At 44.9% G+C, this 25,351-nt stretch carries 15 protein-coding genes; 6 read left to right on the top strand and 9 right to left on the bottom strand.

Annotation, left to right across the window (positions count from 1 at the left end):
* The first annotated feature begins 33 nt into the window (after positions 1 to 33).
* Entirely contained in the window at positions 34 to 525 is a 492-nt protein-coding gene (locus PPO43_RS15625; RefSeq protein WP_272619503.1) for an acyl-CoA thioesterase, read from the top strand.
* Here the strand turns inward: PPO43_RS15625 and PPO43_RS15620 are convergent.
* A complete protein-coding gene (locus PPO43_RS15620; protein ID WP_272619501.1) occupies positions 522 to 1,007 on the bottom strand; it encodes an Lrp/AsnC ligand binding domain-containing protein in 486 nt (161 codons plus the stop codon). The two genes, PPO43_RS15625 and PPO43_RS15620, sit on opposite strands and share 4 nt — an antisense overlap.
* Positions 1,008 to 1,018: 11 nt before the next feature.
* Entirely contained in the window at positions 1,019 to 1,864 is an 846-nt protein-coding gene (locus PPO43_RS15615; RefSeq protein WP_272619499.1) for an N-acetylglucosamine kinase, read from the bottom strand.
* A 200-nt stretch (positions 1,865 to 2,064) separates the two neighbouring features.
* On the opposite strand from PPO43_RS15615, the gene PPO43_RS15610 reads away from it, so the two are divergent.
* The 4 genes from PPO43_RS15610 (at position 2,065) to PPO43_RS15595 (ending at position 7,567) form a co-directional block, all read left to right on the top strand.
* Positions 2,065 to 3,726: a S41 family peptidase gene (locus PPO43_RS15610; RefSeq protein ID WP_272619497.1), complete on the top strand. Its 1,662-nt coding sequence runs from the start codon at positions 2,065 to 2,067 to the stop codon at positions 3,724 to 3,726.
* A gap of 75 nt (positions 3,727 to 3,801) precedes the next feature.
* A complete protein-coding gene (locus PPO43_RS15605) occupies positions 3,802 to 4,221 on the top strand; it encodes a BrxA/BrxB family bacilliredoxin (protein WP_272619496.1) in 420 nt (139 codons plus the stop codon).
* Positions 4,222 to 4,480: 259 nt separating this feature from the next.
* Positions 4,481 to 6,319 (top strand): purple acid phosphatase family protein, encoded by a 1,839-nt coding sequence (locus tag PPO43_RS15600; protein ID WP_272619494.1) that lies wholly within the window; start codon positions 4,481 to 4,483, stop codon positions 6,317 to 6,319.
* Positions 6,320 to 6,487: 168 nt separating this feature from the next.
* Positions 6,488 to 7,567: a ligand-binding sensor domain-containing protein gene (locus tag PPO43_RS15595; protein ID WP_272619492.1), complete on the top strand. Its 1,080-nt coding sequence runs from the start codon at positions 6,488 to 6,490 to the stop codon at positions 7,565 to 7,567.
* Positions 7,568 to 7,616: 49 nt separating this feature from the next.
* Here PPO43_RS15595 and PPO43_RS15590 read toward each other — a convergent pair whose 3' ends face one another.
* The gene (locus PPO43_RS15590; RefSeq protein WP_272619490.1) at positions 7,617 to 10,214 is read right to left on the bottom strand and encodes a protein kinase domain-containing protein; all 2,598 of its coding nucleotides are present in this window, start codon (positions 10,212 to 10,214) and stop codon (positions 7,617 to 7,619) included.
* Between the two features lie 392 nt (positions 10,215 to 10,606).
* On the opposite strand from PPO43_RS15590, the gene PPO43_RS15585 reads away from it, so the two are divergent.
* On the top strand, positions 10,607 to 16,693 hold the full coding sequence (locus PPO43_RS15585; protein WP_272619488.1) for a reprolysin-like metallopeptidase: 6,087 nt from the start codon (positions 10,607 to 10,609) through the stop codon (positions 16,691 to 16,693).
* A gap of 323 nt (positions 16,694 to 17,016) precedes the next feature.
* Here the strand turns inward: PPO43_RS15585 and PPO43_RS15580 are convergent, their stop codons facing one another.
* From PPO43_RS15580 to hemF, 6 genes are all read right to left on the bottom strand, one after another.
* A complete protein-coding gene (locus tag PPO43_RS15580) occupies positions 17,017 to 19,767 on the bottom strand; it encodes a TonB-dependent receptor domain-containing protein (protein WP_272619485.1) in 2,751 nt (916 codons plus the stop codon).
* A gap of 50 nt (positions 19,768 to 19,817) precedes the next feature.
* Positions 19,818 to 20,327, bottom strand: a complete 510-nt coding sequence (locus PPO43_RS15575; protein WP_272619483.1) for a hypothetical protein — start codon at positions 20,325 to 20,327, stop codon at positions 19,818 to 19,820.
* Between the two features lie 49 nt (positions 20,328 to 20,376).
* Positions 20,377 to 20,805 (bottom strand): DUF7793 family protein, encoded by a 429-nt coding sequence (locus PPO43_RS15570; protein ID WP_272619481.1) that lies wholly within the window; start codon positions 20,803 to 20,805, stop codon positions 20,377 to 20,379.
* Positions 20,806 to 21,722: 917 nt separating this feature from the next.
* Positions 21,723 to 23,174, bottom strand: coding sequence for a potassium/proton antiporter (locus tag PPO43_RS15565; protein ID WP_272619479.1), 1,452 nt, complete (start codon positions 23,172 to 23,174; stop codon positions 21,723 to 21,725).
* Between the two features lie 268 nt (positions 23,175 to 23,442).
* The gene (locus tag PPO43_RS15560) at positions 23,443 to 23,886 is read right to left on the bottom strand and encodes a hypothetical protein (RefSeq protein ID WP_272619477.1); all 444 of its coding nucleotides are present in this window, start codon (positions 23,884 to 23,886) and stop codon (positions 23,443 to 23,445) included.
* A gap of 127 nt (positions 23,887 to 24,013) precedes the next feature.
* Positions 24,014 to 24,940 carry an oxygen-dependent coproporphyrinogen oxidase gene (gene hemF, locus PPO43_RS15555; RefSeq protein ID WP_272619475.1) on the bottom strand — a complete coding sequence of 309 codons (927 nt, stop codon included), beginning with the start codon at positions 24,938 to 24,940 and terminating at the stop codon, positions 24,014 to 24,016.
* Positions 24,941 to 25,351: the final 411 nt, after the last annotated feature.

Raw genomic sequence — 25,351 nt, 5'->3', positions numbered from 1 at the left:
CCAAAAAAATACTAACCATTAGAACCGAAAAATATGCCAGCTAACGAAAGAACAACCACCTTTACTTTTTTGGCCGAACCTAGCGATGTGAACTTTGGTGGCAAGGTGCATGGAGGGGCGGTAATGAAATGGATTGACCAAGTGAGTTATGCTTGTGCGGCTAGTTGGAGCGGCCATTATTGCGTGACTGTATACGTGGGGGGGATTCAGTTTTATCGGCCAATCAAAATTGGTCAAAGTGTGCGTTTAGAGGCCAAAGTAATTCATACGGGCAGTAGCTCTATGCACATTGCCGTAGATGTTTACTCTAAAGATTTGAGAGATGGCGATTGGGAAAAAACGACCCATTGCATCATCATTTTTGTGGCTGTCGATGAAATGGGGAAAACGGTAAATGTGCCAAAGTGGGAGCCTAAAACGGAAAAAGATAAGGCGCTTGAGGATTATGCCAAGCGCCTTATGGAACATCGGGAGCGCATTCAGAAAGAAATGTCGCCCTATGTAAAAGAACAAACGGGAGCTTAAACTTGCTCCTCTTTGCCTTCTAGTGAAATTGTACGATGGATGCTCTCTTCTAATGAGATAAAGGTTTCTGTGCGTTGAACGCCTGGGATTTCCTGAATCTTTTCATGTAATACTTCTCTTAAATGCTCGGTATCTCTGCAGATGATGCGGACAAAAATGCTGTAATTTCCTGTAGTGTAGTGAGCATTAACGACCTCGGGGATATGATAGAGAGCATCTACTACTTGGCTATAAAAAGAACTATTTTCTAAATGAATTCCCAAAAAAGCACAGATATCGTAGCCTAATTTATTGTAGTCTACATTTAAGAATGCTTTTTTTACAATGCCGATGCGGACTAAGCGTTTCATGCGGACATGGACTGTGCCTGGAGATACATGAATCTGTTTGGCAATATCTACATACGAGGTGTTGGCATCTTTGAGTAAAATATTGAGAATTTTACGGTCCGTTTCGTCTATGTTTTCTTTCTTTCCGTACATCGGTTAGTTCTTTAAGTCAGGTGATAATGGAGCAGCTTGGGAAGCGGGCTGGCCAATATTTTTGCCCGCTGAAGTTGGGCTGCGGAAAGTGCAGCTTGTAATTCAGGCTCAAAGACAGCAGCTATGCTGCCTGTAAAATGAATGGGGTAGTTTTTTGCAGCCTCAAATATAAGCAGCTGTTGGCAGATAAAGTCTGAAAAATGATATTTTAAGGCTTTTTCAATGTAATTAGTTTGTCGATTTTGGGATAAAAAACGAGAAAACTGTCCCAAAAAAGCATTTGGACGTTCTTGAGCATAAAGTTGGGCAATAAAATTTGGCGCTTGAACTATTGGGAATTGTTGGGCAAAAGCTTGGGCTAAGGAGCTTGGCATCACTTTATACAAGTAGTCTTTAATCAGTTGCCGCCCCAAGGCATTGGCACTGCCTTCGTCGCCTAATAAATAGCCCAAAGAGGGGCGTAGTTGGACCAAGCGTTCGCCATCAAAGAAGCAGGCATTGCTGCCTGTACCCAAAATGCAGTAAAACCCAGGCTGAACCGGCTTGCCAAAGGCCCGAATTGTAGCCCATAAGTCAGACTTTACTTCTATATTAGAACATTTGGGAAAAGCTTCGGCTAGTAGCTGTTGCATTTTATCGGCTGCTTCTTCAGCAGCGCAGCCCGCTCCATAGAAAGAGATTTGTTGGATAGAGGCGCAGGAAAACTGCTCTAAAACTTCTTGAATGGCTTTTTTTAACTCTAAATGGCTATAAGTTACGGGATTCATCCCAGCAGCCTGAAACAGTTGATAGCGACCATTCGAGGCTAAAAAATACCAATCCGTTTTTGTCGATCCACTATCGGCTATTAGGTGCATAGGTTCAAGGGGTTAAGTTAAGTTTTGGATGAGAAAAACACAAAAAGCTGCCGAAATTATAAATTTTAGCATAAAAAAATAGGGCTTTTTTCATTTTCTTTGTGCTTTGCTTCGGAAAGAACTGTTTTTAGCTTTCCTTGTTCTATGGACAGACTCATTTTTTGGGCAAAATAGTTTTCCACCCTCATCTCAAATCATTTATGTCTCAGCACAATTCTTCCAACAGTCCTCTTTCTTTCTTACAAAAGGTTCAAATTTGGCTCCCCGCTCTTATTGGACTCTCGCTGGCTTTAGGTGTTTATATGGGCCTGCTTTTGCGTCAGTCTAGTCGCGCAAGTTATCAGTTTGATCAAGATAGTCCACATACTGCCGAAATTGGCCACTTTAACGGAAAAGTAGAGGAGGTGCTGCGCTTTGTTGATGCTCGTTATTTAGAAGGGGTAGAACTAGAAGAATTAGAGGATGCTGCTATTAAGGCGATCCTCGATCAACTCGATCCGCACTCTAATTATATTCCCAGCCAAAAATTACAAGCTGTTAACGAATCGCTAGAAGGGAACTTTGAGGGCATTGGCGTAGAATTTTTCCTTTTAGATGATACCGTCTCGATTACGACAGTCCTCAAAGAAGGCCCAGCCGATCAAGCCGGCCTAAAAGTAGGCGATAAATTTCTACGCGTAAATGATAGCCTTTTTGCGGGCCAAAAGTTAGATAATGAAGATATCGTTAAACGCCTCAAAGGACCCGCAGGCTCAAGCGTAGAGGTTACCGTACTAAGAAGAGGAGAAGCCCAACCCCTAAAAATAGTCATTAAAAGAGGTGAAATTCCCGTCAAAAGTGTAGATGCTGGTTTTATGTGGGACGATAAAACGGGCTATATCAAAATTAGTCGCTTTAGTAGCAAAACTTATAAGGAGTTTATGGAGGCCCTAGAGCCTTTGGTAGAAAAGGAGGGCATGGAGAATCTAGTGATCGATCTGCGCCAAAATCCAGGCGGTTACCTCAAAGAAGCGACAGAAATCCTCAACCAATTGTTTAAAGATAAACGACTTTTGGTCTATACGGAAGGACGCAGCTACAAACGCAAAGAATATAAATCTACAGGCCGTAGCTTTTTTAAAGTGGGCCGAGTTGCCGTTTTGATCGATGAAGGCTCTGCCTCTGCTTCAGAAATTATGGCAGGCGCTATTCAAGATAATGACCGTGGAATTATTGTCGGTCGCCGCTCTTTTGGTAAAGGCTTGGTCCAAGAACAATATGGCCTAAGTGATGAATCTGCACTTCGCCTTACCGTTGCCCGCTATTATACCCCCTCTGGCCGCCTCATTCAACGTCCCTATAAAAAAGGCGATGAAGAAAGCTATGATCAAGATTTTGAAAGTCGCCTGAAATCGGGTGAACTTTATGAAGAAGATAGCATTAAAATCCTAGACTCTACGGTATACAAAACTACAGGCGGTCGCTTAGTCTATGGCGGCGGCGGAATTATCCCCGATGTTTTTGTTCCCCTAGATAGCCTCAACCGCAACGATTTTTATGTCAATGCCCGCTTTAATCTACCCGCTTTCGTTTATCGCTATCTCGACCAACATTTTAAAGCCTTTGAAGGACAAAAAGCAGATGATTTTCTCAGAAATTATCAACCTCCAACTCAACTTATGCAGGCCTTTAAAGAGTATTTGGTCGAACAAAAGGAATTGGAACTAGACCCCGCAGCTTGGCAAAAAAGTCAAGCCAGCCTCAAACGCTACATTAAAGGCTATCTAGCCGAACAATTGTTTGGCGAAGCCTATTTCTATAAAGCAATGGCTGAAAAAGATCCCGTGGTTTTAGCTGCCGTTAAGGGTTTGAAAACAGAATAAAGGGCAATTTTTAGCACATCTTTCCTATCTTTGCCCTCTCCAATTAAATATTATTCAATCGAAAATAATAATCGTATGTATCCAGAACATCTGACTGCACCTATGGCCAAAGACCTTACCGATCATGGCTTCAAAGGTCTTGAAACTGCTGAAGACGTAAAGGCTATTTTGGGCCAAAAAACAGGAACAGCTTTGGTCGTGGTCAATTCTGTCTGTGGCTGCGCCGCGGGTAATGCCCGCCCAGGCGTAAAATTAGCCCTAGCGCAAGCAACTAAGCAACCCACCGAAGCCGTTACCGTTTTTGCCGGTGTACATAAAGAAGCCGTAGACACAGCCCGCCAATTTATGTTGCCTTATCCTCCCTCTTCGCCTTCTGTGGCTTTGTTCAAAGATGGCAAATTGGTACACTTCCTAGAGCGTCACCATATCGAGGGCAGTACGGCCGAAATGATCGCCGCTAACCTTAAGGCCGCTATCGAACGCTTTTGCGACTAAGCCTTCTTTTGGCCTCTTAAACCCAAGCGCTAAACTCAAGCACTTGGGTTTTTTTATGCGTTTTTGACTACCTTTGTGGATAATTTGGGGCTTGCCCGCCTCTGGCGGGCCGGGCTGTGTCGGGGCTCGCTGCTCGCTCGGCCCTGCAGTTTTTTCGCTGCGCTCAAAAACTTGGGTCTGGCCTTCGGCCACCCCTTTCCATCCCTAAGCCGGCGCTGCGCTCGCCTCCAGACGCAAAAAATCGTTCAATAAAAATCAAATGATGCGATATAGTTTAATTTTCTTTTTTCTCTTCAGTTTTTCCTTTTCTTGGGCCAAGCCCATCCGTTTTCGCGCCGTTTTGCGCCAAGATCCTAGCCAAAGTATTAGTATCGGTTGGGAACAAGTTTCTGGCAAGGCGCCCGTCCTTTATTATGGTCCCAAGGATTTGGGCCAAAAGGCCAAAGCTTATCCCCTCAAACAAATCCCCCAAAAAAGCTATCAGGTAAAGGGAATGCTGACTTATTTCGCCCGCTTAGCCAATTTGCAACCCAATACTAACTACTATTTTGTAGTTTGCGATGAGGAAGGCTGCGGCCAACGCTATTCGTTCAAAACTTTACCTAGTTCTCCCAAAGAACGCTTATCTATTGTAGCTGGAGGAGATTCTAGAAATTATCAGGCGGCCAGAATAAATGCCAACCGTTTGGTGGCCCGATTGCACCCGCATTTAGTAGTTTTTGATGGCGATATGACCGCTTTGGGCACGCCCAAACAATGGCAGGGTTGGTTAGATGATTGGCAAGAAACGATTACCCCTGAAGGCAGAATAACCGCTATGGTGGTGGCCAGAGGAAATCATGAGCTTTCTAATGAAACTTTGTATAAGTTATTTGATTTGCCCAACCCCAAAGCTTATTACGCTTTGAGTTTAGGCGGCAACCTCATGCGCTTATATACCCTGAATAGCATGATGCCCGCAGCAGGCTTGCAAGCCGATTGGTTAGCCGAAGATTTGGCCGCTCATCAGGATCATGCTTGGCGATTCGCCCAATATCATCATCCTATGCGCCCACATGTAAAACGCAAATCAGAAAAAGAAGAATTGGCCAAGGCTTGGGCGCCTTTATTTGAGCGCTATGGAGTACAATTGGCCCTAGAATGCGATTCGCATACTTCTAAATACACTTGGCCCATTCGCTACAGTCAAGAGCAAGGCCATGAAGAAGGTTTTATCCGCGATGATAAAAATGGAGTGGTTTATATAGGTGAAGGCGGCTGGGGAGCCCCACTCCGCAACGCCGATGATACAAAAAGTTGGACCAGAGCCGCAGGCAAACTCAACCAAGTGAAATGGTTGTTTGTCAGCCTAGAAAATATCGAAATTCGCACTGTTAAATCAGATAATGCTAGCCTAATTGGCTTTTTAGATGATGATAGCCGCTTTAGCATGCCCAAAAATATTATGCTTTGGCAACCTCAGCAAGAAGAGCATATTGACCTGGCCAATAATTATTTATTGCGTTATCAACCACCTACCGATAAGGCCAAAACAGCTTTGATGGAACTAAGCGCCAAGGCAGAACAACAACGCCTGCGCTTATTTTGGGCCTGCAAATATGAAGGCCATAATTATCGCTTTCTGATTCAGCATTCACACAATAAAATTTATTGGTCTACTCTGGCAGAACTAGAAGGAGCTGGCCCTTCAGAGGAATTACCCAACCACTACGAGTTTGCCGATATTCAACAGCGTCCCTTGAGCCAACAATCTTATTATCGCATTTCGGTTTTAGATGAAGATGGTGAATTATTAGATCGCCAAGAGCTCCTGGTTAAAGCTAGCCAAGAAAATGAAGAACGCATTCCACTCTTATCCGTGAATTTATTGCGCAAACATTTACCCATTAACCTTGCTTTGCATAAGGCAGAGGAAGCCGTTCGCTTTGAGCTTTTTGATGTGAACCGAAATAGCCAAAGACGCTATAAAATGGCTTTAGGTGCAGGCAGGCAAGAGGTTCAACTCAATATTCAGGGACTAAAAGCAGGAGATTATCTTCTGGAAATAAGTTATGATGGTCGACTCGAAAAAAGAGCAATCCGTTTATATATTCCTTAAGGTTAACTTTTCTGATCGCCTCATGTTGGCTTAGGGATGGAAAGGGGGGCGGCGCAGCCGCAGACCCAGCAAAATGAGCGTAGCGAATTTTGCGCAGGGCCGAGCAGACCTGCGAGCCCTGACACAGCCCGGCCCGCCCGAAGGGCGGGCAAGCCCCAAAAAAATAAAATGAAAAAAACAGCTCAAATAATTGGTCTTTCTTTTTTGCTCTGCCGAAATTTTTCTTGCGCAGAACAGAAAGTGCCCAGCAGCAAAGCAGAAAAAACAACAGCTGTTGCATCCTCAGCTCAGCAGCCGCTAAGGTTTAGTTCTGCAATTATGGCTATACATCGGGATCGCAGCGGAAATTATTGGCTGGCTAGCCATAAGGAGGGCGTTTGCCGTTATAATGGAAAAAGCGTTGAATATTTTACTGTTGATCAGGGCTTGGCCGATAATCAGGTTCGTTCTATACAGGAAGATCAATTGGGCCGAATTTATTTTGGCACTGCTCAGGGGGTATGTCGTTATGAGCAAGGAAAAATTATTCGCTTAGTAGAAAATAGCTGGGAACCAGCGCTAAAAGAAAAAGATTTTGGCCAATTTGACCTTTGGTTTAATGCCGACACAAAAGAGGGCGCTTATTGCTACGATGGTGAAAAATTAAGCTATTGGGCTTTTCCTTTGGGGGATAAGCGAGATGTGAATAACGCTTATGCGCTAACTGATTTTTCTAGAGGAAAAAATGGAGCTTTGTATTGGGCTACTTATGCCGCAGCTTTTATTTATGAAGGGCAGGGCGTTCAGCGAATTGATAATGAAACTTTGGGCCTTAAAAAAGAGGAGGGCTTGCACATCAGAAGTATTTTGAAAGATTCAAAAGGACGCTTGTGGATCGGCAATAATGGGATTGGCGTTTTGTTAATGCAGGGTGATACCGTCCTAAATTTTTCAAGAGAAAAAGGCTTGTTAATGCCCATGGAAGCATTTCGAGAAAATACAGAAAAAAGAGCATTTACTAAGAATAAAGGCTTGCAATCTGTTTTTCTTATTGTGGAGGACCAAAAGGGAAATATTTGGTTTTCTGATCGAGATACTGACCTTTGGCGATTTGATGGGAAGAATATTCAAAATTATAAGATCACTGAAAATGATGCTCCATCAATGCCACTCAGTTTTTATGAGGAGGAAAATGGAATTTTACTTTTTGGCTTAAGTAACGGAAAAGTCTATCAATTTGATGGACAATCTTTTCAAGAACGTTTTTAGTGGAAAAGCTCAAAAAAGCCTGTTGATTCATAATCAACAGGCTTTTTTGCTAGTACCTCAATTCTTCAGCTTTATTCATTAAGTGCTCAAAATTATTGAGTTGTGGGTTATCCCAAAATGCAATCTTTTCTCGATACCCTTCCAAAATCATTTCATTGGCCAATTTTTGTTCCTTCAAAAGTTGTGCATAGGCAAGTGCTATATCTTTCTGGGTTCTTTCAACGCTTTGGGCCAAAGCTTGATAGTCTTTTTGTTGGGCTTCTCTTTTTTGTAGTAGTTGTTGAGAAACTGCATATTTTTGCTTTAAAAAAGCCGTGTAATATTGATTAAACTCAGCTTTAGATTGTTCAATAGCTTGTTTTCGCCTTGCTTCAGGTCCTAATAGGGCTAGTTTTTTCTGTTTGTCTTTTAGGGCTGCAATTTCTTCCTTTTCTTTTTTGGCAATAGCAATTTGGTCCAAAACAAACTGATCTTCCAGTTCTCGTTCTGATTGCTTAAACTCTTTTTGGATCTTACGAAATTTAAATAACCGCTTTTGGAAAGCCTGGTAATCACTATCTTTTTGAATAAAAGGGGCCAAATCAACCACCACTTCACTTTTTCCGATCAAAGCTGCCTGTTTGGCATCTATAGCTTGCCAAAGGTTAATGTAATCTAAGCCAAAGGGCTGCAGCTCATTCAAAAAAGCTTGAACGACGGCTTGGGGCCAGTTTAGTTCTTGGACCAAAAAAGCAGAAATGTCGCCTAGTTTTTCAAGCTGGTCGTTTAAACTGGCTAATTGTTTATTTTTGCGATGGCTTAATTTAGATCGTTCATTTCTGGCATTTTCTTGAACTTGCTGAACTGCCTCTTCAAGCTTTTTTGCCGTTTTTTTAAAGGCGCTAGCCGACAATTCCTCCAGCGAATTGGCCTGTTCAAAGGTTTGCGTCTGCAATTTAGCTAAAGCATTTTCTTCAGCTTCTTGCAAACGCTTCTCGGCCTCGGCTATAGACGAAACATTTTGGAGCAGAGGATGAATCTCGGCCAATTTTGGCAAAATTTGTTTTTCACTCACCCGCCAACTTTTTTCTTCTTCATCTAGCAAAGCCGATAGTTGTTCTTTGATGGTGTTTGTTTCTTTCGTCCATTTTGAGCGCAGGTCGTCAATTTCATTGCTCAAACTTAACCGCATACTTTGCCAAAGTGGTTGGATTGTTTCTTTAGCAAAGCGCCAATAGGCTAAATATCGCTCTCTTTGTTTTATCATCTCGTCTTGCACAAGATCTATTGCTTCAAGCTCTTCTTTCCGATTGCCCATAGCAAAGCGAATAAAAATTAGCGGGAATCCTAAAAGGAACCAAAGCATAAGCAGTAAGGCCACAGAACTACTAATCCCCTCTCTCTGAGAAGTGATATAAAGAAAAACGCAAGGAGGCAAAATAAAAGAAAGTAGGGCCGCAAGTAGCAGTAAACGAGGCGCCAATTTATTTTTATGGCGTAAATCATAGGCTTTTTGCTCCAATTTGACCCAAATATCCTGTTGCGGATTTAAGGCTTCGGGCAGTTCCCATTGACAGATTTCTGCAAATTGAGCTGGAATGACTTTTTGTCCCAGAATTTTTTCTGGAATTGGGCTTTGCTCCAGGGCCATCACCACTTTTTCCAAAGAAGCTTTGGCTAATTTTCCCTCTAAATCTTTTTGTAAAAATTGCCGATAAAAACTTTTGTCTTCCAATTCTTCTGCAATCACTAAACAAAAATCTTCAGGACGAGGCCGAAGCTCAGCCCGCTCATGTCCCGCCACAAAAGCAGTTTGAAAAAGCGCTTGTAGTTTTTCGGGCAACTCGTAATAAGCCTGATGTAGACTTGGCCGCACTTCAAAAAGCGTTTCGGCCTGAGGATGATGGACAAATAATCCCCGCTCGATATTCTGATGTAAACTGCTCAGATTTTTTTGCTTGGCCGTTGCCGCATAAGGATGAACCCCCAACAACAATTTGTAAATGATAACGGCCAAGGCAAAGTTATCCCAGCTAGCAGAAAACTGCTCAATTTTTCCCCGATAATATTCTGGCGCAGAAAATTCTGGGGTAGCCACTGGCGCCCTAAATTTTAATTCGCCATTTTCCAAAATCTGTATTGAATCAATATCAACAATAGAAATTTGCCCATTTTCATGCAATAAAATATTTTCGGGCTTAAAATCTACCAGAACATATTCTCCGCCCCGCTGCAAAAGATAAAGAGCATAAGCTAACTGATAAGCAACTTTTAAGCGGTTTTCTCTCCCTTTTTTATGCGAAAAATCATACTGCGCCCAATTTGTCGCCAAGGATTTAGGCAACTTGGGCAAACAAAAAAGCGCCAACTTTTTTCCTTCCACCAAAGGCATCAAAAATCCACGCCCTTTGCCCTCCTTATCGCTTAAAAGCTGTTGTGGCCAAACAAAAAAAGGCCGCTCCTCTTGCTCAATAGGATGTTCTAATAAGTAGGAAATTTTTTTTATTCGACCTTCATCTAGTTTGTTCGGATGATAAATTTTGGCCAAACTAGTTTGATAACGCTTGGGGGTTCGGATCGCAAAAAGCTTCCCTTCTCCACCTTCTGCTAGCGGTTTGGAAGCTAAATTTATTTTCTCTTTAGTCGAATTCGTGTAAAAGGAGCTCATATTTTTTAGGGCTTTGGGCTAATATGCTTTTTGGGGGCAATACTTCTAGAATAAACAGATAGTTCTTTTTTTGGGGCCCGCAGCCAGCAAAGCTGGCTGCCGCTATGCTTCGCCGCTCGCAGGTCTGCTCGGCCCTGCGGCGGCAAAGCCGCCGAAGGGCCGAGCGACCCGACCAACGGGAGCCGACGCAGCGAAGCAAGTAACAGCGAGCCCCGAAACGTAGCGCGGCGGCCGGCTAGCCTTCGGATAGGCCGGCCGCGGGCCCCAAATCTAAAAAAGCATTGTTCATTGAATGAATGCACAATAAAGAGATGAAAGGCGTTCTAGAAAGATAGAAACTTTATCTTAAGGATTCATTAACCCATTTTTATACACCTAACTAGAAAATGCCTATGCGACTGAGCTACCTAAGGGTACTGTTATGCAGTTGGTTATTGCTCTTTAGTTCCCAGATTTGGGGGCAGACAGAGCTTTGGACCGCTGTAAAAGAGGACCAAATTCCCAAGTCGGGAACACGTTACATTTTTGCCGAGCAATATCAGATGGTCCGATTAAATTTATCGGGGATAAGGGATCTTTTAGCGGCCACTCCTATGGAGCGGACGCCTATTGCGGCCATTAGTCCCACTCTTTTGAGTTTACCATTGCCAGATGGCAGCTATGAAACTTTTGAGATTGTAGAATCTCCGATCATGGAGGTAGAATTAGCGGAGAAGTTTCCTGAAATACAGACCTATGCGGGTCGGGGGCTTAGTGATCCTTCAAAAACGCTTCGTTTTGATCTTACGCCACAGGGTTTTCATGCTATGATATTGACTCCGGGCGAAGGAACTGTGTATATTGATCCTTATCAGTTTGGTGGAGGAGATATAGAGCACTATATAGTATATAATCGTCGGGATTTTCGTCCTGCAAGTCCCAAGCAGTTTGTTTGTGGGTTGACGGGCAACAACATTCCGCTCTCTAGTTTTAAGTCGGGCGGGCAGACGGCGGCTCGTTTTGGCAGTTGTGAATTGCGGACCTACCGCATTGCAATTGCGGCGACGGGAGAGTACACTCAGTTTCATGGGGGAACGGTAGCTTTGGCCTTGGCGGCTCAGACCACCACCCTAAATCGGGTGAATGGAGTTTATGAGCGGGAGATGGCCATTCGGATGAATTTGGTGGCCAATAACAACCTCATTATTTACACCAATGCGACGACGGATCCTTATACTAATGGAACGCCGGGCACAATGATTACAGAGAATCAGGTTAATATTGATACGGAGATTGGTTCGGCCAATTATGATATAGGTCATGTGTTTGGGACCAATAGTGGTGGATTGGCTGGTTTAGGTGTTGTTTGTAGCAATTCGGGCAAAGCCCGAGGCGTAACGGGCAGTAGTGCGCCTATTGGCGATCCTTTTGACATTGATTATGTGGCTCATGAGGTGGGGCATCAGTTTGGCTGCAATCATACGCAAAACAACAGTTGCAACCGCAATAATGCCACGGCTATGGAGCCCGGTAGTGCTTCTACCATTATGGGGTATGCGGGAATTTGTGCGCCTAATGTACAGAATCAAAGTGATGACTATTTCCATTCTGTCTCTTTGCAGGAGATGGGGGCCTTTATTACGGGAGCAGGGCATAGCTGTCCGACGACTACGGCCTTGGCTAATAATGCGCCCACAGTTAGTGCACCAGCTGCGAATATTAGCATTCCGGCCAGCACTCCTTTCTTATTGACGGCAACGGCTAGTGACCCTGATGGGAATACCCTAACCTACAGTTGGGAACAGATGGAGAATACGACGGCCACGATGCCACCCGTAGCGAGTTCTACGGCTGGGCCAAACTTTCGTTCCTTTGATCCTGTGACCGATCCGACTCGTTATTTCCCAAATCTTAGTGATTTGGCTGCGGGTGGACCATTTACTTGGGAGGTACTTCCTTCGGTTAGTCGAACTATGGATTTTAGAGTGACCGTTCGGGACAATGCAGCGGGAGGCGGTTGTACGGCTCATGCGGATATGCAAGTGACCGTAGATGCCAGTAGTGGTCCTTTTGTGGTGCTTTATCCTTCTGCCACGGGAATTAGTTGGAATGGGGGAAGTACAGAAACGGTAAGTTGGGATGTTGCCGGTACGGATGGCAATCCTGTGAGTTGTGCCAATGTAGATATCTTATTGTCTACGGATGGAGGCTTGAGCTATCCTACTGTTTTGGCGGCTAATGTACCCAATGATGGAAGTGAGGCGATTAGCGTTCCGAACATAGGGACCACAACAGGCCGTATTATGGTACGTTGTGCCAATGGATATTTTTTCGATATCTCTGATAACGACTTTACTATTGTTCTTTCGACCAATGATTATACCTTAAGTACGGCCAATAATAGTCAGGCTGTTTGTGCGGCTGCTACCCTAAGCTATACAATTGATGTGGGGCAAATAGGTACTTATAGTGATCCTGTTACACTTGCTGTAACGGGCTTGCCTGCAGGGGTTAGTGCTAATTTTGCTAGCAATCCAGTTACGCCAGGGGGCAGTGTGGCCCTCAATTTTAGTGTAGGGGGAGCAACTGCAGCGGGCAGTTATTCGATTACGGTCAATGCGAGCAGCACATCGGGGAACAAAAGCTTGATCTTGACCTTAGTGGTAAATGATCCGGCGCCTGCGGCTCTGAGTTTGAATAGCCCAGTTAATGGAGCTACCGCAGTGGCCCTACCCGTCAATTTTAATTGGTCGGCAGCGGCTGGAGCTAGTTATGACATTAGCATTGCCACGGATGCGGCCTTTAGTAATATCGTAGATCAGGCGACGGGATTGAGCAGTCCTAATTATATCTCTAATGTATTGGGGACGGGGACGCAGTACTTTTGGCAGGTGAGTGCCACAAATGGTTGTGGGAGTTCGCCAGCGGCTAGTGCTAGCTTTAGTTCGGGTCTACAGGCCTGTGACACCATTTCTAATTATGATTTGGCCAATGATAATCCTGCGCTCTATAATGCAGGTGGACCTGGGGGGTATCTGAGTGGCCATAATGGTTATGGTGATTTGGCTAAGGCCGATTACTTTAATTATGGGGGCGCAAATAGCCATTTGACAGGGGCCTACTTTGGTTTTGGTCAGGCAGTAGCTTCCAATGCGAGCAATAGCTTTAACGTTCAGGTTTGGGATGGTACAGGAGGTACTCCTGGCGCTGTCATAGCGACAGTTCCTATTGCTTATCAAGATATTGCAAACATTATTGCAGGAGGAAGTGGTGTTGTCTTTATTCCTTTTGGAAACATTAGTCTTCCTGCGTCTAATGAGTTCTTTGTAGGCATAGAGTACACTTATGGCAATGATACAATTGCATTAATTACCAATACAGATGGGGAGACGGCTCCTGCTACGGCCTGGGAGCAGTGGAGTGATGGAAGTTGGCATGCCTATGATGAAACGGGAAGTTGGGGGATTGAGGTTGCACATTATATTGTACCTGTTTTAGGTACGCTTCCTACTGCTGACTTCAGTCCAACCAATAGCACAATTTGCTTGGGGAATAGTCTCAGCTTTAGCAACAACTCGAGTAATGCCGACAGCTATGAATGGTTTTTCCCTGGAGGAACACCAGCCAGCTCTAGCAGTACGAACCCTACTGTTAGTTATGCTGCTGCGGGTAGTTATGACATTGCTCTTGTAGCGACTAATGGTTGTATTAGTGATACTCTTATCATTCTTTCTGCGGTCACAGTAACAGAACTCGCTACTGGAATTAGTAGTACCGATGAAAGCTGTGCGGGCAATGATGGCACGGCCACGGTAACAGTAAGTGGAGGAACTGGGGCTTATAGCTTCCTTTGGTCAGATGGACAAACGGCAGCTACAGCTACTGGTCTAACGGCAGCTAGCTATACTGTAACGATTACGGATGCTAATGGCTGTACGGCAGTAGCTACGGCTGTAGTTGGTAATAGTTGTACGCCTTGTACTTTAGCAGCGACCACGAATGCTACTGATGCTAGTTGTCATGGATTGGCGGATGGAATGGCTACGGTTGTTGCAACGGCAGGCACTACACCTTATACATACCTTTGGTCCAATGGACAGACGACGGCAACAATCTCTGGATTGTTAGCAGGCACTTATACGGTAAGCATTACAGATGCTTCGGGTTGTACGACAGTAGCCACAGCAGTAGTGAATGAGCCTACGGCTTTGGTGGCTACAACAGCTAGCACAGATGAAAGCTGTGCAGGCAATGATGGTACGGCCACTGTAACAGTAAGTGGTGGAACTGCGGGCTATAGCTTCCTTTGGTCAGATGGACAAACGGCAGCTACAGCTACTGGTCTAACGGCAGCTAGCTATACTGTAACGATTACGGATGCTAATGGCTGTACGGCAGTAGCTACGGCTGTAGTTGGTAATAGTTGTACGCCTTGTACTTTAGCAGCGACCACGAATGCTACTGATGCTAGTTGTCATGGATTGGCGGATGGAATGGCTACGGTTGTTGCAACGGCAGGCACTACACCTTATACATACCTTTGGTCCAATGGACAGACGACGGCAACAATCTCTGGATTGTTAGCAGGCACTTATACAGTAAGCATTACAGATGCTTCGGGTTGTACGACAGTAGCCACAGCAGTAGTGAATGAACCTACGGCTTTGGTGGCTACAACAGCTAGCACAGATGAAAGCTGTGCGGGCAATGATGGCACGGCCACGGTAACAGTAAGTGGAGGAACTGCAGGCTATAGCTTCCTTTGGTCGGATGGGCAAACAACAGCTACGACTAGCAACCTCAGTGCGGCAACTTATACAGTAAGCATTACGGATGCTAATGGTTGTACGGTAGTGGCTACGGTTATAGTTGGCTACAACTGTCCCTGTAATGGTAGTCTACAACTCAGCCCTACGGCTGTGAGTTGTGCCAGCAATTGCGATGGAAGTATTAGTCTACAGAGTACGGGCTTGCAAGCGCCAGTTAGTTATCGATGGACGAGTGGAGCCACTGTGGCGAATCCCATTAACCTTTGTGCTGGAAATTATAGCGTAACAGCGATTGATGCAAATGGTTGTGTGGCTATAGCCAGTACGAATATTGCTCAACCTACTGCGATGACTCTAGCTACAGGAATCAATGATGAGAGTTGTGTTGGGAATGATGGCGATTTAACAGCTATTGTAAATGGCGGAACAACACCCTATAGTTTTGTTTGGTCCAATGGCTCGACAAGTAACAGCCAAACAGGCTTAAGTGCTGGGGTTTATCAACTAACCGTAAGTGATGCCAATGGCTGTGAGCTAGCCGCAGCTTATACTATTTCTCTAGACAATAGCTTGGCCACTAATGCTGTCGTTAGTCAAAATGCAAGCTGTGCAGGCTATGCTGACGGAGAGGCACAGGCTGTGGGTACAGCTACAGGGCTTCCAATCAGTTATAACTGGTCCAATGGAGCCAATACGCAAACGGCTAGCGGTCTGGCAGCTGGCAGCTATACGGTAACGATTAGCTCTGGAGTTTGTAGTGCTCAAAGAACAGTTCAGGTGGGAGAGCCTACTGCAATGCAAATTCAATTATTGAGTAGCGAGCAAAACTGTGTACCAGGGACTGCTGCTTTAGCTTTAACTGTTAGTGCTGGGGCTGGTGGGCCCTATAGTTACCTTTGGTCAGATGGTTCAACGGCTACAAGCATCAGCAACTTGGCTAATGGTACTTATAGTGTGACCGTTACCGATGCCAATGGCTGTGAGGCGGTACGAAGCGAGAGCTTCAATATTCCTCAGGGACCTGTATTGACAGCGCTAAGCAATGGCCCTAGCTGCTCGAATACAGCAGACGGAAGCCTTGATTTATCAGTAAGTCCTGTTGGAAACTATCTTTATTCTTGGTCCAATGGGGCAAATACTGAGGATTTGCAGGGATTACCTGCTGGTATTTATACAGTTTCTGTTAGTGATACAGCTCTAGGTTGTACGGTGATCCTTCGCGATACGGTGATAGCTCCTGCCAGTTTGCAAGTCGCTTTTTCGCTTACTCAGCCTCATACCCCAGCAAGCAATAATGGTGCTTTGGCAGCCAGTGAAAATGGAGGTACGGCTCCCTTTAGCTACCTCTGGAGTACTGGAGACAGTGTGCAACAGCTGACCAATGTCGGAATTGGCAATTATAGTGTTACTGTTACGGACGCAAATGGCTGTACGGCTACGGATAGCATTCAAGTGACGGCTGTTACTGCTCTAAATACACAATGGGCCGAGGCTTTTAGTCTCTTTCCTAATCCAAATAATGGACAAATGCAATTGCAGCTTCTCTTGACTCATGCTAGCCAAGCCGAATTGGCCATCTTTGATGTTTTGGGTCGGCAATTGCATCAGCAAAGTCTGAATGGGCAGCACTTTGACTTTGCCCTTTCTTTTGATTGGCCCGCAGGTACTTATTTCTTGCGCCTTTCTACTCAACAAGGCCAAATTACCCAAAAGTTTGTCATCCGTCGATAAGGCTTTGGCTAAACCCTAAGGGAAGTATTCATAACCCTCAGCACTTTTGTGTTGGGGGTTATTTTTTGGGGCCCGCGGCCGGCTAGCCTTTGGCTAGGTCGGCCGCCGCTATGCTGCGGGGCTCGCTGTTCGCTCGGCCCTTCAGGCTGCACTTCCGCCTTCGGTCTGGCCCTTTGGGCCACCGCTGCGCAGCGCTGGGCCAAGGCTTCACTTCGATTGCCTCTAGCAGAACGGCCCTTTTCTTTTGGCTTGAAGATTAAAAAAAAATGGGCGAAGAACAGCTGTTCTTCGCCCAAAGTTATGGTTAGCTAAAAAATCCAAGCTTAATGCTGTTGACAGCAAGCAGGAAGCTGATCATGTGCTTTAGGGTCGGCAGGGAGATCATCTGCGGGATAGCCCAATTTACTGAGGGCTTTGCGCAAAGCGGCAGGATTCGTTTTCTCCTCATCGTAGTGAATTTCTACGGTTTTGCTGCTTAGATTGGCGCTAGCATGATAAACGCCCTCAATTTTTTCTAAGCCTTGGCTAATCGTAGTTTGGCACATGCTACATTGAGGGTCAGACTTAATCAATAGCTCGGCGCCATTCTCATGATGATGTTCGCTAGCTGTTTTGTGGGCTTCATTAGGCCCGTGGTTATGTCCAGCATGAGGATCATCATGGCCTTCATTAGGCCCGTGGTTATGTCCAGCATGAGGATCATCATGGCCTTCATTAGGCCCGTGGTTATGTCCAGCATGAGGATCATCATGGCCTTCATTAGGCCCGTGGTTATGTCCAGCATGAGGATCGGCCTTGGTTTTTTGACCCAAAGTATAACGGAAGCCAGCATAAACCATAGTCCCGAAAACGGGAGCATAAACGGCCGAAGCATCAAATAGTTGGGGTTGTAGGCTTTGCCCAAAAGGGTCTTGAGCACCCAAAATGGGTTGCTCTTGGCGGTAGTTTGTCAGGTTTTCTCCACCCAAATAAACTTCCCAGCCTTTGCCCAATTTTTTGCTGACTTGCGCATTGACTAAGGCAAAAGTAGGAGAGCGGGCTTCTTGGCGATAAGCAGGAAGATCGCTAAGATCACCATAAAGTGTAGGGAGACGTTGCGGACCAACCAATTGGGTGTTAAGGTTAAACTGCCAGCCAGATTTAGGCAGTTGGTACTGCAAAGCCATCAGGCCACGGTGACGCGGCGAAAAGGGCATCCAGTCTAAATTACCGTGATAAGTAGCACGGACATCATTGTATTTGTAGGCCAAACGCAATTCTAAGTTTTCAATAATATCTTGGGTCCAAGATAACAAGATGCTGTTGGCAAAAGAGCGGCCTTTTAAGTTGTAAAACTGAACTTGGCTGCTGCTGTGATCAATATCTGCGACTAATTGCTGTTCAAAATCAGTGCGATAAATATCTAGGCTTAAGCTCCCTGCACGCTCGCCCAAAATGTAGTTGCGAGTAATATTTAGGCCATAGTTCCAAGCTTTTTCTACGGCAGGGGTTTCATTCAATACAAAGGTTCGAGCAGTAGGCAAATAGCGGAAGTTTTCAATCAATAAGTTGGGTAGGCGAATTCCTCGGCCTCCAGAAGCTCTAATGATAAAGTCTTGATTGAAGTTGTACTTGAAATTGAGACGGCCAGTAGGCAAGTACTCCATGCCATTAAGGGTTTGGACCTGATCGAGGCGGAGCCCCGCAATAAGACCAAAGCCACGACCTGTTTCTAGATTGAGCTCTTGCTGCCAGTTGTATTCCGCAAAAAGAGAAGATTGCTGCTCTCTGCGATCCATATTGAGCTCATTTACCTGCTCTTGAAAGTCATCTAGGCGATAGTTGAAACCCGCCATCAACTCTTGCCCTTTGCCCAAAGGCGTTTGAAAGAGCAAATTGAGATAAGCGGTGTTTTGTTTCCCTTCATAAAGTCTGTCGCCAAAAGAAGAAGATTGATTGTGCTGGCTAAGGCTGTAAATAAGCGCCAAAGATTGTAAGGGATTATCAAAGCCGATAAATCCAAGTTTACCAAATACCTCATAACGCTCAATATCTGAGTCGATTTGGTATAAGCGTTGGGGCAAATCAGCCGCAGAAAAGAAGCTAGCAACTTGTCCACCCTCTCTTTGGTCCAAAATAGCTTGCGCATTGATTTCGGCATGCAGGTTTTTGGTTCGGTGGTTCAAGCGCCAAAGGGCATTGAGCTGCCGCTTGAGGGGAATATCCATAAAATTATCCCCATTATGATCTAAGGCTTGGTTGAAATAGTTGCCATGTAACAAAAGTCCAGTAGCCGTTTGCTCATTAAATTTGTGAGCCAAATTGAGGTTAAGCTCGCTACGCCCCAAATGATTGATAAATCCATTGAGGTAGAGCTTAGGCGCATTATGTGGCTTAATCAATTCAGTGTTGATTTGTCCTGTTAAGCCTTCTACGCCATTGCGTACAGTGCTAGCTCCCTTAGAAATCTGAATGCTTTCGACAAAAGTACCTGGAATATATTCTAAGCCATAAGCCAAACCCAAACGATTAAAGTTAGGCCGATTTTCAATCATCAATTGACTGTAAATGCCTCGCAAGCCCAGCATTTCAATATCTCTGGCTCCAGTAACGGCATCGGTAAAACTTACATTGACGGTCCCATTGTTCTCAAAGCTTTCGGCCAAAGAGCAACAAGCCGCACGGCGTAGCTCGCACTGTCCTAAGGTCTCGACATTGATGGGGTTGATGGTAGAAGCAAAGGCATCGCCTTGCTTAGCCGTGACTTCAACGGTGGCTTGCTCTAGTAGTAAGTCATCGCCCACAGTAAGGATTAAATCTTGCTCTGAGGGCAGTATTTCTACAGACACAGGCTCATAAGAAAGATGGCGAATTTCTAGGGTGTGTGGCTGGACCGTATCCAGGCGAAGAATGCGAAATTTCCCCTCAAAATCCGTAACGGCCCCAATACTAGCGCTATCTTGCCAATGAACAGTGGCTGAAATAATAGCTTCCCCTTGGCCATTAACAAGCTGGCCCAAAAAATAAGATTGGCTATAGGCCAACTGGCTCCATGCTAGTCCAACTAGCAGGAGGATATATTTGTAAAATTGCATAAAATTTTGATTTTCTGATTATTAACTAATGATCGAACAGAAAATCAATTTTAGCAACGCATGATCTGAAGAAATTGCAAATAGCCAGCCCCCTCAAAAAGCAGTGGAGCTCGTTTTTGCCAAAAAACAAAAGGAGTTGCCCAAGCCAATTCTTCCTGTGCAGAAAGTGGCGCATTGGGCCAATTTAAGAGTAGGCGAGGTGCCCAAAAAAGTTGAAGAGAGAAAAAAGATTGCGCTAAATCTGGAGGCAGTAAATCCCCAGAATCATCCCAAATAGAAAGAAACTGTACCTCATTATCCTGGCAGCAGGGATTATCTACACTACAATGATTGCCTCCCTCTTGCTGGGGTAAAATAGAACAGCAGCTTTCGGCTTTTTCTAGAGAATTATCAGCTTCATGCTGACAACAACCCATATCGGCCCAAATACTTTGGTGCCAACTATCTTGACAAGCACAAAAATGAGAATAACTGGTCCAACCCACTGAACTACAGAGAAATAGCAGGGCGAAGATTGGCGCTAAGAAGCGGCCAGTTTTATATAGTTGGACGAGTCTCATGAGACAAATGAAGCACTTTTTTTAGACTTATCTAAACTTTTAACCCTTTTTAAATCTTCTTTGCCTCATTTTTATCTTTTAGACTTTTTAGCCAAGCTTTGGCCTGTTCCTTATCCGAAAAAGCCCTAGTTGGATAACTTGGTTTATTGAGCCCCAATATGAAATTGCTCAATAAACGAGAAATAGGATTGGCAATTAAGGTGGCTACTCCTTTTACTAAAGTTGGAGAAGCCTGCGCCAAGGTTTTTCGCGCTCCTGCTGAGGCCCCTTTGATGTTTTTCATGTCAATCAAGAGGTAAATATTAGCCGATCTAGCGGCTGCCATAGCCCTCATGCATTGCAAAGATTCCTCTGCATCTTCATTGTCCATATAATAGGCAGGCAAAATTTGCTGCTCGACAATAAAATCGCCAGCAGGCCAAGAAAAAGAGCCGGATTTAATGCGTAATTGCTCTGCAAAGTAGTTTCTCTCTTGCATACTATTCTAGGTTGGTCTACCACAATAATAATAAAGCTTTAATTAAATTTTAACTTTCGCCAAGAAAAAACTAATAAGATTGAATCTTGTGACGGCTATTTTGGGGCCCGCGGCCGGCTAGGCAAAGCCTAGGTCGGCCCCCGCTATGTTTAAATCCATGAGGGTTTCAACCCTCATTTCATAAATTATCGCGAAGCGATAGCATTGTTGCGGTGGGTTTTAACCTACCGAAAAAAGGTCCTCCGCAGCGCCAAAAAAGGCTTGGCCCTCTAGGAAAACTATAGTGTTATTTAGTCCCTCAACTTTTTCTGCGGTGGGTTGGATTTAGTTTTTGGCAGGGAGCTAGGTAAATGAGCGAAGGGTTGTTTCCTCAGTTTAAGCGGGAATCAAAGAGGAGTAAGAAGTATGCAAGAAAAACCCAGGACCGTTTTGTGGGCCATCTTGAAAAAAAATCGGGACTATTCCTGTTTTCTGTAGCTGAATAAAATTTGTGTTTTAGCTTAGCTCTCAAAAGTAGAATTTGACCAATAATTGCCTAGGGACAAGCTCCTAGGCTGCAAGAAAGATGAGAGCATGAAATTTTAGTATAGTCTAAAATCCTGATTTTTAAACTAGCAACAACTAAAGGGCCAAAGCAGAGAACTTTTAGTTTGGCCCAGCGCTGCGTAGCCGTGGCGCGAAGCGCCAGACCAAGGCGGCTTGCCGCCGCAGGGCCGAGCAGACCTGCGAGCGGCGCAGCATAGCGGCGGCCGACCTAGCCGAAGGCTAGCCGGCCGCGGGCCCCAAAACAACAATTGAATAATTGAAAGTAATTAGTCCCTCAACTTTTTCTCGCAGAGATGGAGGTCTTTTTTAGATTGAATTTTATTCAAAAATAGGAGGAGAGGAGAAGCTGTTTAGAAAGCAAAAAAGTCCTTTTAGCCCAATTCCATCTGTAAACTGGCTAGGTCTTCGGCTTTGCTGGCGAGCAGTTGCAGGGTGTCGCCCGCTTCTATTTTGGTATGGGCGGTAGGGACCAAATACTGCTGTTTTCGGATAATCAGGACCACCATACAATCGGCTGGAAAGCGAATATCAGCCAATTCTCGGTCAATCAGAGGACTTTCTTCAGAAATGTAGACCTCTGCAGTTTCTACCTTACTTTCTTCTTCTAGCGCCAAAGAACGAGCATGAGTTAAGGCCGAGACTTGTAGGTCCACCAAACCCAACAAACGGGCAAAAAAGGGGATGCTCGTGCCCTGCAAACCAATGGAAACTAAAGTGAGGAAAAAGACCAAATTGAAAATGAGATAAGAGGAGGCAATGCCCATGACCATCGGGATCGTGGCAAAAACAATGGGAGCGGCCCCGCGAAGCCCTACCCAAGAAATAAATAATTTGGATTTAAAATCGAGTTTGGTCCAAGACAAGCCAATAAAAACACTGATTGGCCGAGCAATGAACATCAGGAAAAAGGCCAAGGCTAAGCCCATTGGCCAAACGGCCAAAATTTGAGAAGGGAAAACCAAAAGGCCCAAACTCAAAAAGAGAATGATTTGCATCAACCAGGCAAAACCATCAAAAAATTGCCGAATACTCAGCTTTTGTGTCAATTGACTGTTGGCCAAAAAAACAGCAGATACATAAACCGCTAGAAAACCATTGCCAGACAAGAGCTCGCTGCAAGCATAGGCCAAAAAACCAAGAGAAAGAGCCAAAACAGGATACAAACCCTTGAAATCTAATCGAATACCATTGATTACCCATTTGCTCAACTTGCCCATCATATAGCCAATAGAAACACCTAGAACCAACTGCAAAAGCAGTTGTGTTAGGGCTGGAATCAAGCTCATTTCATCTTTTAATACCGCTCCAGCAAGCAAACTGGTCAGAAAATAAGCCACAGGGTCATTACTTCCGCTCTCTAACTCCAAAATGGGCCGAATGCCATGCTTTAAGTGAATATTGGTTGAGCCCAAAATTGAAAATACAGCCGCTGCATCAGTTGAGGATACGATAGCTCCCAATAAAAAAGCCTCCAGCCAACTCCAATAAAAAAAGTAATGCGCAAAGATCCCCACAGCCGCCGCCGTAATAAAAACGCCCAAGGTGGCTAAGGTCAATCCTTTGCCCAAAACCAAGCGAACAGCTCCCCAACGAGTATCTAAACCACCCGCAAATAAAATGATGTTTAGCGCAATGATGCCAATAAATTGAGCAATCTGAGGATCATCAAAGTAAATGCCGCCAAATCCCTCAGAACCCGCTAACATGCCCACCAATAAAAATAAAATTAAGGTGGGTAAACCTAAGCGAAAAGAGGTTTTTCCAGCCAAAACACTGAGCAATAATAAAAGCGCCCCAGCAAAAATAATGTGTACGGTATCCATCTTTAACCATTTAAGCCAGTATAATAGCTATTAAGTAGAATAGTTGTATCTAGATAGGCTAATATTTATATAATTTTAATATTACACTAGTCCCCCAACTTTTCCTCATCAGTAAAATAGAAGATATAAACGAAAATTTTAGCTTCAAAAATGAGCGTCGTATAAGGCGGGTAGCGTTATGCTCGATGGATAGGAGAATATTGTTTGGTAGTGGGAGAGAGGGGGACAAAAAAAGCCCAAACTAAAGTTTAGTTCGGGCTTTGGGGGCTTAAGCTTCATTAGGCTCTAATAGCTTTTTTATTTCATCGGTGCCGGCCGAGAACAAGTTGGGATTATGCTCAGCAATAAATAAATAGACTTCCTTGAGCATGGCTTTGGTCCCTGGCGATACAATATTTGCCCATTTTAAGTCGCCATTTAATACTGCTTTTAGGAAGGCATCAGCGAGTTTTCCTTTTCCTTCAGATTTTATTTCCTTCTCAGCTAAGAAAGCGTAACACTCTTTATCGCTCAGTTGCTCGTTGAGAAAGTCAGCAATTTTTACATCCTTATAACTCTCATATTGGATAGCTTCCCCAAAAGAAAAGTTTTCCTTTTCCTTGAGGATAACATGGCCAATTAAATACTCCCAAGTTTTAACTGATAAAATATTTTCCATTTCAACGCCATCTGTACAAGAATAAGCGAATGCTTCATTTTCTGCTTTGCCCAATCTTTCATGTTGTTTAGCCTTGCCCTTTGCTTTCCGACCTAAATGGTCTTGGTCATGTACCAGACAGATTTTGCACAAAAAACGCCCAGCTGACAACTCAACTGGGCGTTTCCTACTCTCCAAACTCCTAAACCTCCAAAGGAGCGAGCCAATCAATTCCCTTGACCAAATAGCTCAAGGTTTGCGCTTCTGCGCTGCCAGCCTCTGGCTGATGATCATAGGCCCAACCCGCAGTGGGCGGCATGCTCATCAAGATAGATTCGGTACGGCCATTGGTCTGCAAACCGAACTTGGTGCCACGGTCCAATACCAAGTTAAATTCTACATAACGACCACGGCGAAGCGCCTGCCAATCCAACTCTTTTTGACCATAAGACATCTCTTTGGTGGCGGTCACCTGCTCGGCATAAGCAGGCACAAAAGCTTTGCCCACCGCAATGATAAAGTCCAATAATTCTTCTTTAGACAACTCTTCTTCTGGACCTAAACGATCGAAGAAAATGCCACCAATACCTCGCATTTCTCCACGATGAGGCAAATAGAAATAATCATCGCACCAAGGCTTGAAACGCTCGTAAAAGCTAGGATGAAACTCATCGCAAACGGCTTTCATCCGCTGATGAAATTGCTGGGCCAATTCTGGAAATACATAATGTGGCGTCAAGTCGATTCCTCCGCCAAACCACCAAGTTCCATCGCTCAATTCAAAATAACGAACGTTCATATGCGTAATGGGCACATAAGGACTCTCCGGATGCAAAACAATAGACACTCCAGAAGCAAAAAAGCGCAAACTTTCGTCTCCTTTGGCCTCAATTTTCAAGGTTTTGAGCAAAGCATCTGGCGCCTCGCCCTCTACGGCAGAAAAATTCACGCCGCCCTTAATCAATACATTTCCATCGCCAATTAGGCGGGTGCGGCCACCGCCACCACCGGGGCGCTCCCACAAATCTTCCTGAAATTTCCCTTTGCCATCCATGGCCTCTAGGCCCGCACAAATATGGTCCTGCAAATCTTGCAAAGCCGTCTGAATCTTTTGTTGCTCGTTTTTCATTTCGCTATATTTTATGCCCGAAGGCGAGTTTAATTCTAATTTTTGGGGGCTGCCCCGCCCTGCGGGCGGGTCGGGCTGGTTGTCGCAGCTCGCTGATCGCTCGGCCCTTCGCCAGCAAGCTGGCTTGGTCTGGCGCTTCGCGCCACTGCTGTCCATCCCTCAGCCTGCGGCCGCTTTGCGGCCTGCTAGATGCAGCTCGCTGCGCTCGTTTATGGCCTAGCGATGTGCAGGGGGGCGGCGAAGCCGCAGACCCAGCGGGCAAAGCCCGCGCAGGGCCGAGCAGACTTGCGAGCCCCGAAACGTAGCGCCTGCCGAAGGCAGGAGGCCCCAAATCCAATGCCTCAAAGATAAAACAAATTTTAGGGCTCCCTATAGGATGTAGATATTTAGAATGAGGCTAATTAGGGCCAA

This window comes from Saprospira sp. CCB-QB6 (genome assembly GCF_028464065.1).
Classification (GTDB): domain Bacteria; phylum Bacteroidota; class Bacteroidia; order Chitinophagales; family Saprospiraceae; genus Saprospira.
Note: the sequence above shows the minus strand (reverse complement) of the source record. Positions and strands in the feature narration are given on the sequence as shown.

Excerpts from the sequence above, each read along its gene's own strand:
- PPO43_RS15625 (WP_272619503.1), top strand. The coding sequence starts at position 34 with ATGCCAGCTAACGAAAGAACAACCACCTTTACTTTTTTGGCCGAACCT.
- PPO43_RS15620 (WP_272619501.1), bottom strand. The coding sequence starts at position 1,007 with ATGTACGGAAAGAAAGAAAACATAGACGAAACGGACCGTAAAATTCTC.
- PPO43_RS15615 (WP_272619499.1), bottom strand. The coding sequence starts at position 1,864 with ATGCACCTAATAGCCGATAGTGGATCGACAAAAACGGATTGGTATTTT.
- PPO43_RS15610 (WP_272619497.1), top strand. The coding sequence starts at position 2,065 with ATGTCTCAGCACAATTCTTCCAACAGTCCTCTTTCTTTCTTACAAAAG.
- PPO43_RS15605 (WP_272619496.1), top strand. The coding sequence starts at position 3,802 with ATGTATCCAGAACATCTGACTGCACCTATGGCCAAAGACCTTACCGAT.
- PPO43_RS15600 (WP_272619494.1), top strand. The coding sequence starts at position 4,481 with ATGATGCGATATAGTTTAATTTTCTTTTTTCTCTTCAGTTTTTCCTTT.
- PPO43_RS15595 (WP_272619492.1), top strand. The coding sequence starts at position 6,488 with ATGAAAAAAACAGCTCAAATAATTGGTCTTTCTTTTTTGCTCTGCCGA.
- PPO43_RS15590 (WP_272619490.1), bottom strand. The coding sequence starts at position 10,214 with ATGAGCTCCTTTTACACGAATTCGACTAAAGAGAAAATAAATTTAGCT.
- PPO43_RS15585 (WP_272619488.1), top strand. The coding sequence starts at position 10,607 with ATGCGACTGAGCTACCTAAGGGTACTGTTATGCAGTTGGTTATTGCTC.
- PPO43_RS15580 (WP_272619485.1), bottom strand. The coding sequence starts at position 19,767 with ATGCAATTTTACAAATATATCCTCCTGCTAGTTGGACTAGCATGGAGC.
- PPO43_RS15575 (WP_272619483.1), bottom strand. The coding sequence starts at position 20,327 with ATGAGACTCGTCCAACTATATAAAACTGGCCGCTTCTTAGCGCCAATC.
- PPO43_RS15570 (WP_272619481.1), bottom strand. The coding sequence starts at position 20,805 with ATGCAAGAGAGAAACTACTTTGCAGAGCAATTACGCATTAAATCCGGC.
- PPO43_RS15565 (WP_272619479.1), bottom strand. The coding sequence starts at position 23,174 with ATGGATACCGTACACATTATTTTTGCTGGGGCGCTTTTATTATTGCTC.
- hemF (WP_272619475.1), bottom strand. The coding sequence starts at position 24,940 with ATGAAAAACGAGCAACAAAAGATTCAGACGGCTTTGCAAGATTTGCAG.